12 protein-coding genes and 3 pseudogenes are annotated in these 13,511 nt (G+C 60.6%); 7 read left to right on the forward strand and 8 right to left on the reverse strand.

The features are described from left to right. The 4 genes and pseudogenes from GJ633_RS08135 to GJ633_RS08150 all read right to left on the reverse strand — a co-directional run. A pseudogene (locus GJ633_RS08135) lies at nucleotides 1-299 on the reverse strand (CPBP family intramembrane glutamate endopeptidase); the annotation flags it as partial. Nucleotides 300-379: 80 nt separating this feature from the next. After that, entirely contained in the window at nucleotides 380-988 is a 609-nt protein-coding gene (locus tag GJ633_RS08140; protein WP_156588416.1) for an NUDIX hydrolase, read from the reverse strand. Nucleotides 989-1,066: 78 nt separating this feature from the next. Continuing rightward, nucleotides 1,067-1,525, reverse strand: coding sequence for a hypothetical protein (locus GJ633_RS08145; RefSeq protein ID WP_156588417.1), 459 nt, complete (start codon nucleotides 1,523-1,525; stop codon nucleotides 1,067-1,069). Between the two features lie 58 nt (nucleotides 1,526-1,583). Next, nucleotides 1,584-3,118: pseudogene (locus tag GJ633_RS08150) on the reverse strand (DNA polymerase IV). Nucleotides 3,119-3,442: 324 nt separating this feature from the next. Between GJ633_RS08150 and GJ633_RS17760 the strand changes: the two are divergent. Further along, complete coding sequence (locus tag GJ633_RS17760; protein WP_321168977.1) at nucleotides 3,443-4,186, forward strand: site-specific integrase; 744 nt, start codon at nucleotides 3,443-3,445, stop codon at nucleotides 4,184-4,186. A 1,578-nt stretch (nucleotides 4,187-5,764) separates the two neighbouring features. Then, nucleotides 5,765-6,058 (forward strand): hypothetical protein, encoded by a 294-nt coding sequence (locus GJ633_RS08160; RefSeq protein WP_156588418.1) that lies wholly within the window; start codon nucleotides 5,765-5,767, stop codon nucleotides 6,056-6,058. Nucleotide 6,059: 1 nt separating this feature from the next. On the opposite strand, the gene GJ633_RS08165 is transcribed toward GJ633_RS08160, so the two are convergent. Both GJ633_RS08165 and GJ633_RS08170 read right to left on the reverse strand, forming a co-directional pair. Next, nucleotides 6,060-7,493 (reverse strand): hypothetical protein, encoded by a 1,434-nt coding sequence (locus GJ633_RS08165; RefSeq protein WP_156588419.1) that lies wholly within the window; start codon nucleotides 7,491-7,493, stop codon nucleotides 6,060-6,062. Next, entirely contained in the window at nucleotides 7,493-7,726 is a 234-nt protein-coding gene (locus tag GJ633_RS08170; RefSeq protein WP_156588420.1) for a hypothetical protein, read from the reverse strand. The genes GJ633_RS08165 and GJ633_RS08170 overlap by 1 nt, the downstream gene beginning before the upstream one ends. On the opposite strand from GJ633_RS08170, the gene GJ633_RS08175 reads away from it, so the two are divergent. After that, complete coding sequence (locus GJ633_RS08175) at nucleotides 7,725-7,967, forward strand: hypothetical protein (protein WP_156588421.1); 243 nt, start codon at nucleotides 7,725-7,727, stop codon at nucleotides 7,965-7,967. The two genes, GJ633_RS08170 and GJ633_RS08175, sit on opposite strands and share 2 nt — an antisense overlap. A gap of 251 nt (nucleotides 7,968-8,218) precedes the next feature. Here the strand turns inward: GJ633_RS08175 and GJ633_RS08180 are convergent, their stop codons facing one another. Continuing rightward, a complete protein-coding gene (locus tag GJ633_RS08180; RefSeq protein WP_156588422.1) occupies nucleotides 8,219-8,506 on the reverse strand; it encodes a hypothetical protein in 288 nt (95 codons plus the stop codon). Between the two features lie 453 nt (nucleotides 8,507-8,959). Between GJ633_RS08180 and GJ633_RS08185 the strand changes: the two genes are divergently transcribed. After that, nucleotides 8,960-9,754 (forward strand): hypothetical protein, encoded by a 795-nt coding sequence (locus GJ633_RS08185; protein ID WP_197431291.1) that lies wholly within the window; start codon nucleotides 8,960-8,962, stop codon nucleotides 9,752-9,754. 501 nt (nucleotides 9,755-10,255) lie between these two features. Further along, nucleotides 10,256-10,624, forward strand: a complete 369-nt coding sequence (locus tag GJ633_RS08190; protein ID WP_156588424.1) for a hypothetical protein — start codon at nucleotides 10,256-10,258, stop codon at nucleotides 10,622-10,624. A gap of 863 nt (nucleotides 10,625-11,487) precedes the next feature. Here GJ633_RS08190 and GJ633_RS17765 read toward each other — a convergent pair. After that, nucleotides 11,488-11,665 (reverse strand): annotated as a pseudogene (locus GJ633_RS17765) (DNA polymerase IV); the annotation flags it as partial. 198 nt (nucleotides 11,666-11,863) lie between these two features. Between GJ633_RS17765 and GJ633_RS08200 the strand changes: the two are divergent. Then, nucleotides 11,864-13,177, forward strand: a complete 1,314-nt coding sequence (locus tag GJ633_RS08200; protein ID WP_156588425.1) for an MFS transporter — start codon at nucleotides 11,864-11,866, stop codon at nucleotides 13,175-13,177. A gap of 34 nt (nucleotides 13,178-13,211) precedes the next feature. Then, entirely contained in the window at nucleotides 13,212-13,493 is a 282-nt protein-coding gene (locus GJ633_RS08205; RefSeq protein WP_321168978.1) for a zinc ribbon domain-containing protein, read from the forward strand. Nucleotides 13,494-13,511 lie beyond the last annotated feature (18 nt).

The following is a 13,511-nucleotide window of genomic DNA, read 5'->3' on the forward strand; positions in this document are numbered from 1 at the left end:
GAGACGATCTCGGCGCGGTCGAACCCGCGCCACGCGAGGTACCCCACCGCCAGTCCGCCGAACGCGACGTACTGGCCGAAGAACAGGGTGAGCACGACGGTCGCGACGAGCGTCAGCCCGCCCGCGACGGCGTCGATCGCGAAGATGCCGAGCCCGCTCGCCAGCGCGATGAGGGGACCGAGGACACCGAGCAGCAGCGCGGTACCGATCGCGACCGCGACGGCGCGAGGCGTCGCGTCGCCGGATCGAGGCGCCACGTCGTCGGAGCGAGGCGTCGCGTCGCCGGAGATATCTGTCATCGTCGTCCGTACGACTCGTCGGCGTAAAACGGTTGTTCGTTCTCGGGCCCGTGCCCGCGGGGACGCTCCCCGTCGACACGCTATCGGCGTGTCAGCTCGTACCACAACACGGCGGTCACCGTCCGGCCGTCCCGGAGCCCGTCGTCGAGGACGGCGGCGAGCAGGTCGTCGTACGGGACGGTGTCGACCGCGATCGACTCGTTGTGGTCGAGGTCGCGCTCGGCGGTCGGCTCACAGCCGGTCGCGAGGAAGTGGTGGTGGACCGAGTCGGCGATCCCGTTCGTCGGCTCGACGGCCGTCAAGCGCTCGAAGGTGGCCGCCTCGTAGCCGGTCTCCTCGGCCAGTTCGCGGGCGGCAGCCCGCTTCAGATCCGCCTCACGGTCGCCCGCGTCGCCGTCGTCGGGCGTATCGCCAGCGTCGTCGTCGGACGTATCGCCGGCGTCGTCGGGCTCCACCGACCCCGCCGGGAGCCCGCGGTTCACCCGACCGACGGCCTGGCGCCACTCGTCGATCACGACGACGTCGCCGTCGGGGGTGAACGGGAGGATCACGACCGCCGGCGCCTCGTCGACGTAGTGGAACCCGTCCGTCTCGCCGTCCGGAAAGCGCACCTCGTCGCGTCGCACGTCGAACCCGGGACAGCGGTAGTCGATGTCGGTGTCGAGCGTCTCCCACGAGAGGTCGTCCATGCGTTTGGGGTCGTCGCTCGGGGACGTAAATCCCCTCCTCGGCCGGCGTCGCCGTGTCCCTCGCCGCCGCCCGACGCTTCACTGAGACCGCGACGGGGTCCCCGACTCACCCCGGAGACGGTCGACCGCGAGATCGATCAGCCGGCCGCTGCCCCACGCGAGCGTTCCCAACACGAGTGCCTGCACGCCGAGGAAAACGAGACCGTCCGGCCCGAGGAACGCGGCGAGACGCTCGGCGAGCGACCGCCCCGAGAGTCCGAGGAGGTAGTGGTCGGCGCTCTGTCCGAGCAGCGCGGCGTAGACGGCGCCCCACGAGGCGAGCAGGCCGCCCCGTCGAAACGCGAGCGCCGCGGCCGTGAGGACCCCGACGGTCGCGGCATCCGCGGCGAGGAACACGACCCCGCCGGTGACCGCGAACACCCCGAGCGCGTAGGCGGCGAAGACGAGCCCGAAACACAGCGGCGGCACGACGAGCCGCGGGTCCGGGTAGTCGCCGTCCCGCTTCCGACCGAGGAGGAGTGTGCGAAGGGAGGGCATACCCGGTCGATGTCCGCGACGACACAAAAAGGTCGGCTCGGATCGTCGACTCGTCGGCTCAGTCCCAGTCGCCGAGCGACGCCTGGCCGTCCCGGGGACGTCGCGGGCGGCGGTCCCCGGGGTCCCCAGAGTCCTCGGGGTCGTCCTCGCGGTCCACGGAGTTGTCCTCGCGGTCTTCGCCGTCGCCGGTTTCTTCCCCCTCGGCGGTCGGTTCCGCGCCGACCCAGTCGGTGAGTTTCCCGCCGTCGCCGCGATCGTCCTCCCCGTCGCCGCTGGCGTACTCGTCACGCTCACCGTCGCCGCCGACGTGTCCGTCGCCCTCCCCCTCGCGGTCGAATCCGGTCAGCGTCGCCTGGTCGCTCTCGGCGAAGTCCAGCTTCGAGACGCGCACGCCGAGCTTGCGGACCCGGGCGTCGTCGAACTCGTCGAGGAGGTCGAGCGCGACCTCCTCGACGAGGTCCGGGTCGTCGACGGGGCCGGGGAGGCTCCGCGCGCGGGTGTTCACCTCGAACGGCGGCTCGACCGCCTTGATCCCGATGGTCCGGTACAGACACCCGCGCTCGCGGGCCCGGCGGGCGACGTCGGCCGCCAGCGCCCCGACCGTCTCCCGCTTCCGGTCCGCGTCCGCGGTCGCCGGCAGCGACGACTCCCGCGAGAGGCTCTTCGGGAGCCCCGCGGCGTGACCGCCCGATCGTCGTCGCCGCGAGCGCGGCGGTACAGCTCCCGGCCGCGGTCGCCGAGCGCCTCGCCGAGTTCGTCCGGGTCGGCGGCGGCGAGGTCACCGGCGGTCTCGATCCCCATCTCGGCGAGCGTCCGCTCGGTCACCGGACCGACGCCGTGAATCTCGGCCGTCGGGAGCGGCGCGAGGAACGACGCGACCTCGCCGGGCGGCACGACCACGAGCCCGTCCGGCTTGTCGGCGTCGCTCGCGACCTTCGCGGTCGACATGTTCGGCGCGACGCCGACGCTCGCGGGCACCCCGGCCTCGCGCTCGATCCGCGACTTGACGTGGCGGGCGTAGCCCTCGGCCAGCGTCCGCGCCTCGGCCGGTCCGGCGGCGGCGCTCGGCGGCGGGGCGGCGTCGGACGGATCTCCGCCGCCGGCGACATCCCACGCGGTCCGGTCGGTGACGTCGAGGTACGCCTCGTCGACGCTCACCTCGCGGATGGTGTCGGCGCAGTCGCGCAGCACGGCCTTCACGTCGCTCGCGACGTCCTCGTAGAAGTCGAGGTCGACCGGGAGGTACCGTCCGGTCTCTGCGGGGTCCGGCGCGTCGGGATCGTCGGGGTCGGCGCGTCGGGGGAGCAGCTCCAGCGCCTCCGAGATCGGCATCGCGCTCTCCACGCCGAACGCGCGGGCCTCGTAGCTCGCGGTCGCGACCGCGCCGACGGTCGCGTCGGGCTCGTACCCCATCCCGACGACGACGGGCTCGCCCGCGAGGTCGGGGCGGCGCAGGCGCTCGCAGGAGGCGTAAAAGCAGTCCATGTCGACGTGGCACACGACGCGGTCGCTCGCGTCGTCGCGCGTCATGTGCGCATCCGTGTCGGAATACGCAGCCAATGTGTCTGGCCCCTCCGCGCCGTCGTCGGTCATCGGATGTTCATCCGAACTATGGCCAGCAACACACTCGAACCTATCGACCCGCGAGAGGCGTACGAGTTGTACCTCAACGACTGCGAGGGAGAACTGTCACCCAACACTGTCGAGGCAAAACAGTACCGTCTTGGCTTCTTCATACGGTGGTGCGAAGGGGAAGATAACGACGGAGAGCCCCGCCTGATCAATCTCAATCGATTGAATGGACGTGACCTACTCCGCTACAAAGCGTGGCGACAAGACGGCATTACGACGGTCACACTCAAGACACAGCTATCGGAGCTGCGGGAGTTTCTCCGATTCTGTGTCTCAATTGACGCCGTGGACGAATCCCTCCCCGAGAAGGTGACCGTTCCGTCGCTCGAACCAGGGGAAAACGTCCGTGATACGTTGATGGATCCCGACGAAGCGACAGCGATACTGAGTTTCCTCGAACAGTATCACTACGCGTCGTTCGACCACGTGCTCATGCTGTTGTTGTGGCAGACGGGAGCGCGGATCGCGGGGATCCACGGGCTTGACGTCGACGACGTGAATCCCGAGGAGGAAACGATCGAACTACGCCATCGTCCCGAACAGGGAACCCGACTCAAGAACGGAGCCGATGGAGAGCGGATCGTCGCAGTCCCCGAGACGACGATCGCCGTCGTGGAAGATTACATCGACGTGAACCGTCCCGCAGTCACGGACGGCAACGGACGGGAGCCGCTCTTTGCGACGACGAACGGGCGGATGCACAAACGGCACCTCTCGAAACACGTCTACAAGTGGACGTGTCCGTGTCAGTACAACCAGCCATGCCCCGCGGATAAGGATCCGATGGGGTGTGAGTACACGGGGGGATATGATAGTGCAGTCGAATGTCCCCACAACACTCGGCCCCATGATATTCGCCGCGGGGCGATTACGTACTGGCTGAAACGAGACGTCCCCGACAGAGCCGTGAGTGATCGGATGAACGTCTCCGTCCAAACCCTCGATCGGCACTACGACGCGAGATCGAAGGAGGAACGAGCCGAACAGCGACGACAGTATCTCGCAGACGTGGCTTTGGACGAAGACTAACAGTAATATACCTCAATATTCTTTTAGCTATTTGTTTGTATTCACTATCTGATACTGTTTTCCACCGTCTCGACTGACGGAACAGACGGCGGGGTTACTCCGACGACAGCGTCACCCCGACGACGTAGTCACCCCGACGGGAGCCGTCACAGTCAGGCTGTCGTCAGGGGTCATAGAATAGGAGTTACATCGGTTTGTGGAGGACCGCTCTACCCGAAAGGATGAACCCCCTTTCCCTCCCCGTCGAATGTTCCAGCAAGGGGAGTAACGTTGCCTCGTTGAACCCTCACGGCAATCTCACACCGTCGGGGAGGGTCGGTGAGCCGTGGCAGTCGCAGACACGCGCCATTGGTTCAACTCTCCCCTAAACACATATACAGACAACGGGGTATCCGTCTCTCACCGTCACCCGTTTCAGGGGATACCCGTTTCAGACAATCATCTGCGTTAAGACAGAATATGCGTATCGTTGGGTCGGATACGGGGAAGATCCCGTTAACACCGGCTCAGCGTGTGCGCGCGCCTGTCTCAACGCAGTTTCTCTCGTTGAGGGGATATTCGGGTGGCTGACGCTATCTTTTCGGGCATCAAATGTTGATCAGATGGGCCGACGATCGTCTTGGGTCGACCCAAACGCGCCAACCCTCAATCTCACTTAGAGGGGAGTTACGGTACAATTCTGTGGGTCGATTCTCGTGAGAGGATAAATCCCCTTGGCCCCTCCATCGAAGTTCCAAAAACGGGGTGTAACGTTGCCTCGTTGAACCCTCACGTCGATGTGAGACTTACATCGGCGACTCAGGAACAGGGAAACACCCTCCAAGAACAACTACCAGCAAAATTTGCTATCAATTCGGAATCTTCCTGTCCGCAGTAGGGGTATAGGTAGGTAAACGCTCCTCCTCCTCGTACCCTTCCCCCACGGCGATAACTATCCCTTTGGGATAGTGATCTTGTGGGGAAGGGATACGTCGTCGTCGTCGCGTCTTACCTATTGAGCAAATCCCTCAATGGATTTGTCGTGGAGGGGTGTGTCGGTGGAGGGGGATACACGATGGCGGATCGTCGTGTCGTCGGGGATTCTACCGTGGTGAAACCACACGTGAGCTGACGACGACGGAATAGATCCCGCCGTAAGATTATTACCTATAGAAATATTATCAGCAAAAAAGATGCGATTTAGTGATACCGAAGAGATAGCGCTTGAAGCGTGCCAGGAATTAGGGGAAGTTCACACCAAGACGGAGGCACGTCGTCGGTTCGACGTCGGGGACAACGCGATTCGAGTCGGATAGAATCGTGAGAGTAAATCACCCATAATATCAATCTCTAAATAGTATATAATTATCTGATATGGTGTCCGTTGACGGGGATCTGACGTGGTGATCGACGGGGATCCCACGCGTAATTACTTGATTACGTAATTGTGTATGATACTGGCGATCGTTAGGGAAAAAGTTCGGGAGAGGGACCACACGGGGGTGGGGTGGGTAGCCACGGCAGCCCATCCACTCGATTAGGGGGGCCAGCTATTCAACCGTCGCTGCTATTTTCTGTCACCCGATTAATTGAATCTCTATGACACCTAATAGCGAAGATGAGAGGGGACTGGTTACGAAAGATGGGGTGAATACGGAGCTGTTCTCAACGACCCACGTCCCGTGGGGAAGATACGCAGGGAAGTATCTACTCTTTGCCGTCGCGTTCTCACTCATATGGTGGCTTGTGTTGTACGGAGTTGCAACAGGGGGCGGGGGTAGTGTCATCCTCGTGTTCGGGGTTATCGTTCAATCAATCGTCCTCATCGGTCGATTATATCTTTCTGTGGGACGAATGTTTGAACACGGTTTACGGAACGCCGCGGGAGGATAAACTACGGTGCGCCTGGCCCGTACCCCCACTGAAACTCTTCCAGTGGATCGTTGTCGGTGGGGCTGTCCCCCGTTCGAGCGTCCTTGACGCTGGATTCCGTTTCAATCAGATCGGGGTCGACGGACATGGAGACGGACAGCTCCGTCCGAGGGAGGTTATCGTCGGACGGAACAACCGAGTGAACAGCCTCCTGAATCTCGTACGAGAGCGGATCCACGTTAGCCGTCACACCTGCACACGCAGGCGTTGCGACGACACGATCGAAGGGGCGGAGCATTGGGGCGATCGTCGTCGTCATCGATCCCCCCGAAACTTCGTCTAAGGCTTCTTTGAGTTGTTTCGCTGCCGTCTGTTCGGCGTCGTCCGTATCCGTAACTGTCTCTGTCGTCGTCTGTGTCAACTCTCCGCCGAATCGCTCCACGAGAGGGGGGTATGTCGCTGTCGCTTCGGGGTACGTGTCACCGAACGGCGTATTTACCTTCCAGTCGCCAAGTGGAATTGTCGCCCCCGCGTTCCCTTTCAGTCGGAGCGAAGTGAGCGGGCGCATCTCGTAAAGGGCGTTGTTCTGGATAACGAACGGTGGGTCGTTGCTTTCGGGGGTGAGATCGTATTCGGCGGCGTCGTCTTGCACTGCGGTTAACGCAAGTCCCCGATCTCCTGATGGCTGAAACCACACACGTACGTTACCGATTTTCTGAATCCACGCCACAACGTCGGCGAGTGTATCTCTGTTCGTTGAGAACTGATATTCGTACTGGCCTTTGTCTGGAACGCCGAACAGCTCAATATCGGATAGTGACGGATCCTCCAAGATTGGCTCAAAGGCCCGTCGCTGTCCGATGGTTTCGCCGTCCGTATCGATTACGACATCGGTGAAGACACGCTGTCCGTCGACGTACGCATCACGGATCGCCCGAAGTACATCTTGTACCGTCGCGCGATTGAAGCTCATCCCTGCTTCAATTCTCGTGAGGAATTTCATCGGGTCGTAGATACGGAACCGCGCTCGGTTCGTCCCTTCTCGTGACCCGACGGCAGCCACGTACCCGCGGAACAACACGACAGGCTCGCCGACTGTCTCCCCACTATCGTCTATCGGGTGCCCGATTACGTCCGCCGTCTGAATTGCTGGGGCTGGCTGTTCCGAGGGGAAGTCTCCGTCGTCCCCACGGAACGCTTGGGGCAGAACCCGCGGGAGGGGTTCCGACTCCGTGGGGGTAAAGGCGGTTACGTGGCGTGTCCAGTTCGAATCTCCAACCCCCTCGATCGGAATGGTCACCTCCGCCCGCCGAGTGATCGCCGTCGGACCCACCTTCCGCTCGTGGAACTGTAAGCCGTCGTTGACAACGGGGAGCCGAACCGCTCCCCCGTCGGGCTGATGGACGACGACTCCGAGCGGTGACTCACAATCGGTATGACCAGTATAGTCGTACATCAGTTGTCACCCGTCTGTTCGATCCCGTCTTCTTCGTCTCTACCCTTGGGGTCAGCCGTGGCGACACCCGATCTTTCCGCGGGTGTCTCAATTTCGCCCAGAGTCTCGCCGTCGTGTCTCAGAACTACGCCACAGGCGGATATGTGGGCATTTTCAGGCACGTCTTCACGGCGAAGGTATCGGGTCTTCTCACTCTCTCCGTTGTCGTCAGAGGGCTGTTGCTTGTTACTCATGAGATTCTGCGGGGGATTCTGGTGGGGAGTACTGGATGGGGGCGTTCCCACTCTGATCGCGAGGTTTCACGTCGAACTTCTCGGGATTCGCCTCTACGTACGACTCTACCAAGTGCTCGATGGCGAGATTTTTTGGCCCCTTGTTGTTCTCCGTATCTTCGTCAACATCGGAGTTGAGATCGATCCCTCGTTCGTCGGCAACCGCACGACCGATCTCGTGGAGGGCGCTATACAACCGTGAGTTAACGGCGATTGATGAGTGTCTGTAATAGTACATTTTTTGTAGCGAAAAGTCCGCCGTGAGGCGGGGAGATACATGAGCAGAGTTTCACTCGACAACGGGGGTGAGGGAGACACCCCACCCCGACCGACTTCTGCGACGGACCCACCTCGTGAGAGGCCGAACATCTCGTACCCACCCGCTTTCTCGTCCGTCGTCTGCGTTGTCATCTCACCAACTACATCAGCGAACGCATCAGTCGGACCAGTCAGTTACTTTTGTTCGTGTAGCCGATCCTCGATCTCTCCGACAAACTCTTTCTGTTCGGCTTCGTCCATCTCCGCGACTTCCTCGATCGCCCCCTCTCCGTATTCTTCAACGAGATAGGCTAAGGCGTAGAACGATTCGCTTATTCCATCCGTTTCGCTGGCGTTGCGTTGGAAGTCAGAAAGCTGCATCCCAACCCACGGATTCTCACAGGTCACGTCGAAGGTTTTATTCGAGATTATTGCTTTGCTGCCGCCTCGACTTTCGATCCAAGAATGGTTTACCGTCGTCATGAATTAATCGTCGGTAGAATCGCGTTTGTCGTTGATATGCTGACTCACCAGCGCACTGACGACTGCCCCGTATGGAACATTATCTGTATCAAACAGTTCGACAGCCGCGTCGTCGAGACGTTCCCGCTCACGTTTTGACACCGCTATCGTTTTGTCTCGGGTAGCCATGATGTAGGGGACCCTCCATATACCCCTTGTATCCCCATCCACTAAAATCCATCGAAATCTTCAAATAGTAGTTCGATTCAAAGTATATATCTACGTGTATTCCAGCAATTTCTGTGTGAGAGATTGCGGGGTCTTCGGGGTAGTTTCCTGTGTCACGAAACCCCGTGGGGGAGCTGCAGGAGCCTCGCCAACCACGTGAAAAATACATGCCAGAATTAAATCCGAATGGCTCCTCAGATCCCCTAAATAGCATATGGTTTTTAATCAAAAGTGAGGTATGGTAATATGATGGAGCGTATACTACTTGATACGAAATTCTGGATACATCTGAAAGAAAATCCAGATAAATTCAAACAGTTCTATACCTGTGTCAATGGAAATGATGATATTGAGGTGCTCTTTGCTTCCCCGAATTTTATTGATTTAATTAAAAGCGAGCAACAGGATGCAATAGCAAAAGTTGTGGCCCACACTGCAGATTCATATCTCCCCCCACTACCTGATGGTGGAGACAGATATCCAGTCACAGAAGATCCCCTCAGTTTGATTCCAGATCTATCATTTCAACAACAGCTAAGAGAGGAAACTGCCAGCTATGACGAGGAGACAACACTCAGAATTATGTTTAGGTCTTCTAATTTTAGTGCCCCAGATTACGATTGGGGTGAAGAGTTACACCGTTATCGCTCAATAGTAGATGAATACGGGCTAAAGTATCTGATGGCAATAGCGTTTGATGATTATCTTGAACTCGGAGATGATGGAATCTATCATCTTGATCAGAGTAATATAGAAATTATTGAATTTTTGAGAAAAATGTCACTCGTATATCGTATAGGGGTTCTGGATCCAAATGAAGATCCAGACCCAAATGACATGAATGACCTTGCGTTGTGTGCCAGCGCAATTGTTAGTGAATGTTCTGTGTTTGCTATTGAAGAGAAGTGGGTAAATGTGGATATAATCGGAGATATGATCAGCGACCTTCTTACTGATCAGGATATAGAGGTCGTGACCGAATACAGCGATCTCCTACCAACGATAAAAAATCAAATCGGATCGGAAGATGGTGATAGGTAGCCTTTTTGAGCGGTTTTAGCCCCTACGTAGACTCTCTGTCAACAGTATCCTCCTGCAACAACGTGTCGACACACGCGATCGGGGAGGTCCTCCACCCCGTTCTCAGACCGCCGATCTCTCGCTAATAAACGTGCAGGGGAGTCGGTGGGGCACACCCCTCTTATTGGGTTTTGATTTCCTATGTATTAGCGTAGAAGCCGATTACGCCGATGCGGGGAGGTACAAGTGGGTAGCACCCGTCACTACACATATCGGACTCCGCCCCAGGCAAAGACGCCCCCGCGCCCTAACGCGGGAGCGGGTGGGTCCGATAGGTGACAGACCCATGTCGACGAACGCAACGACGGGCGAAAAGCCCACCGACGCAGACGGCGCACAGAGTCGCAGAGATAGCAGTCACACCGACGAACACAACACGGAGACGACGGGGGGGACGTACCACCCCCTCGGAGAACAGATAGCAGAATCTGCCCCTTACGTCCGTTCTGACGGTGATAGCCGATGAGTTACAGTCACTCGTCGGACGACGTCGACGTCTCCCGCCAAGAGCTGACGACGATCGACCGCCCCGATATGGAGACGATTCGAGGACTGGCGGGAACGGCGCGAAGTATCTCCCCCGACGACGATCGTGTCTCGGTGAACTTCGGCGGATTGATTCCTGAGAGCCAAGCACTAACGTTCAAACATCAACTCCTGTTCAACGTGCAACCGTGCCATCGGGCCGTCGATGGCGACGACGCGGTGTTTAGTGCGGTCGAACCCGTCGAGATCAAAGGGGTCGATCTCGCGTTTGTCTGTGTCCGTGTTCGGGGCGATCGCGAGACACACCGTGTCTCCGATGTCGAACTAAGCGCGGAGATCATCTAACGACGGCGTCGTCTCCACGTTCCGCTTTCCGTTCTTACGTCTTTCTCGGCGGCATATTCTCTGTTGCTTTCAGCAACGGGAGTATCCCCCGCCGGCGTCGTCTGACAACGGGTGACGCAGTCTTAACCAACAATCCCCGACCGACGCCGTCTTTGTTGGTTAACGAGAGCGACGGAGCGAACGATCCTGTGTGTTCTCACACGGGTAGCTTCCCCTCCGTCGGAAACGCGCGTGCGAATGATATAGTCCTACGTAGCGAGATAACCTTAGTGATCTTGAGTTGTAGGACTACAATACGAAACATAGAATCGCAGGACGTAGATGGTGTTAATTTCTCGTAGTCTATATTACGCGAAACAAATATCGAATCTTCATCAAATACCAGACATATCGAGGTAATCGAACCGCTCTGCGCCTGTTCTGTTGCTATCAACACAACACGGAACGAAACGGCACATTATCGTAAACTACCCTCCCGCGAACGACACAACAACGAGGATCTCCCATCCGTGTGAACAAAATAACTGACGTGAATAGTCACGTACGCAAGCCTTCACGGAGTATCCCGTACTAACGAATATCCCTATTCAAGACCGCTATATCCCGTTGTGACGAAGCCCTATGACACGATATTAATGGTGTTGTTCCCGCTCTCTTGTGGCAGTTTGGGGAGTATCTTGTCTGGATGATAGCAGTATCTACCAACAAATGTTACTGGTTCCTCCACTATTCTATGCTCCCGCCGACAGGCACACGACGAACATCCGAGACGACGACAGGGTGAGACACAACGACGCCCCGACTGCGTGAACACGGAGAAAACGACAATTCGCGTTGTCGTCTCTGTCTCCGTGGATCACAACGACCGCGCCGACGGTCGCGTCGGGCTCGTACCCCATCCCGACGACGACGGGCTCGCCCGCGAGGTCGGGGCGGCGCAGGCGCTCGCAAGACGTTCAAGCAGTCCATGTCGACGTGGCACACGACGCGGTCGCTCGCGTCGTCGCCGTCGGCCGTCCCCGGGAGCGTCCCGCCAGCCATCGGCGTCCCCTCCGGGCTCGGCGGCCTTAACGGTCAGCCACGCGCGGCGGATGTAGTCCCGGTCTGAGACGGCGCTCTCGGCTGGAACGGCGGACGCCACCGCTTACGGATCCTCGCCTCCCCAACCGCCGACCCCGAAACCGGATCGATCGCCGGGGTCCACAAACGCCTTTGCCACCCCTCTCGAATCGGGGGTGAATGGGACTACTCTCGCGAGCCGCAGAGACCGACCGCCGCGTCGTCGTGCTCGCGTTGGCGCGGATGGTCGGCGCGGCCGGGAACTCGTTTCTCATCGTGGTGCTGCCGCTGTACATCGCGAGCGACCTGGTCGACATCGACGCCCTGCTCGGTTCCGCTGTCGGCGTCGGCGCCGCCTCGGTGACGCTGACCGAGCCGCTCCTCATCGGGATCGTGCTCTCGCTTTTCGGCTTTCTCAACAGCTTCTCGCAGCCGCTGACCGGGCGGATCTCCGACCGGATGGGCGTTCGACGGCCGTTCGTGCTCGTCGGGATCCTGCTCCTCGGGACCGCGAGCGGGCTCTACATCGTCGCGGACGCGTACTGGCACCTCGTCGTCCTGCGGGCGGCCCAGGGGTTCGGCGCGGCGCTCATCATTCCGGCGACGGTCGCGCTCGTCAACGAGTACGCCGCGAGCGACAGCGACCGCGGCGGCAACTTCGGCGTGTACAACACCTTCCGGCTGATCGGGTTCGGATTCGGGCCGGTGTTCGCGGGCGCCGTCGTCGAGGGCGGCCCGTACGATCTCTCGCCGGTCGGGCTCCCGACGCTCGACGGGTTCGACGCCGCCTTCGTCGCGGCCTGCGCCGGCGCGTACCTCAGCTTCGCGCTCGTGTTCCTGCTCGTCCGCGACGCCGCCGAGTCGAGCAAGACGAGCGACGACCTCTCGGTCCGCCTGCGCGGGGAGGACCGCCTGCTCGATCCCGTGTTCGCGCTCGGGCTGGCGACCGTCGCGATGGGGATGTGTATCGCGATGTTCGCCACGCTCCAGAACCAGATCAACGTCCGGCTGGATCAGGCGCCGGTGTGGTTCGGGATCCAGTTCGGGGCGGTGACGATCGCGAACGTCCTCTTACAGGTGCCCGTCGGGCAGGCGAGCGACCGGATCGGCCGGCGGCCGTTCCTGCTCGCCGGGTTCGTGCTGCTCGCGCCGACGACGCTGCTCCAGGGGATCGTCATCGACCCGTTCGTCATGACGCTGGTCCGGCTCGGCCAGGGCGTCGCGGTCGCGTTCGTGTTCGCGCCGTCGCTCGCGCTCGCCGGCGACCTCGCGCGGGAGGGCGAGTCCGGGACCACCCTGTCGGTGCTCACGATGGGCTTCGGGTTCGGCATCGCGCTCGGTCCCCTCGCGTCCGGGTGGCTCGTCGGGTTCGGCTTCGTCGTCCCCTTCGCCGTCGGCGCGGCGCTCGCGGTGATCGCGCTCGTGGGCGTGACGACGCAGGTGGAGGAGACGCTCGGCGTCGACGCGGACCTCGATCCGGCCGCCGCCGACTGAAACACCTACGTGTCCGGCGCCCGACCGTCCGGTCGTGTCCCGCGACCGCGTGCGCTGCGTCGAGTGCCGCGAGCCCCTCCCGAGCGACGCCCGCGTCTGTCCGCACTGCGAAGCGGTCCAACCGTCGCCCGCTCGTCGACCGTCGGCCTCGCCGGTCGCCGGCGTGTTCGCGTTCGTGTTCGGCGTCGTCCTCGCGCTGATGACGATCGGGACGACCAGAATTCTCGGCTTCGGACTGGTCGTCGTGGGGTTCGGGCTCTCCGTCGGCGGCTACACCCGACACGTCGACCGGCAGGCGGAGCGGCGGGCGCGATAGCCGGACAGGCGCGGATCG

Source organism: Halorubrum sp. CBA1125, assembly GCF_009742825.1.
Taxonomy (GTDB): Archaea; Halobacteriota; Halobacteria; order Halobacteriales; family Haloferacaceae; genus Halorubrum.

What these genes read in the sequence shown, in the direction of transcription:
- GJ633_RS08190 (WP_156588424.1), top strand. Translation starts at nt 10,256, where the DNA reads ATGAGTTACAGTCACTCGTCGGACGACGTCGACGTCTCCCGCCAAGAG.
- GJ633_RS08175 (WP_156588421.1), top strand. Translation starts at nt 7,725, where the DNA reads ATGAGATTCTGCGGGGGATTCTGGTGGGGAGTACTGGATGGGGGCGTT.
- GJ633_RS08170 (WP_156588420.1), bottom strand. Translation starts at nt 7,726, where the DNA reads ATGAGTAACAAGCAACAGCCCTCTGACGACAACGGAGAGAGTGAGAAG.
- GJ633_RS08200 (WP_156588425.1), top strand. Translation starts at nt 11,864, where the DNA reads ATGGGACTACTCTCGCGAGCCGCAGAGACCGACCGCCGCGTCGTCGTG.
- GJ633_RS08165 (WP_156588419.1), bottom strand. Translation starts at nt 7,493, where the DNA reads ATGTACGACTATACTGGTCATACCGATTGTGAGTCACCGCTCGGAGTC.
- GJ633_RS08185 (WP_197431291.1), top strand. Translation starts at nt 8,960, where the DNA reads ATGATGGAGCGTATACTACTTGATACGAAATTCTGGATACATCTGAAA.
- GJ633_RS08145 (WP_156588417.1), bottom strand. Translation starts at nt 1,525, where the DNA reads ATGCCCTCCCTTCGCACACTCCTCCTCGGTCGGAAGCGGGACGGCGAC.
- GJ633_RS08160 (WP_156588418.1), top strand. Translation starts at nt 5,765, where the DNA reads ATGACACCTAATAGCGAAGATGAGAGGGGACTGGTTACGAAAGATGGG.
- GJ633_RS08180 (WP_156588422.1), bottom strand. Translation starts at nt 8,506, where the DNA reads ATGACGACGGTAAACCATTCTTGGATCGAAAGTCGAGGCGGCAGCAAA.
- GJ633_RS08140 (WP_156588416.1), bottom strand. Translation starts at nt 988, where the DNA reads ATGGACGACCTCTCGTGGGAGACGCTCGACACCGACATCGACTACCGC.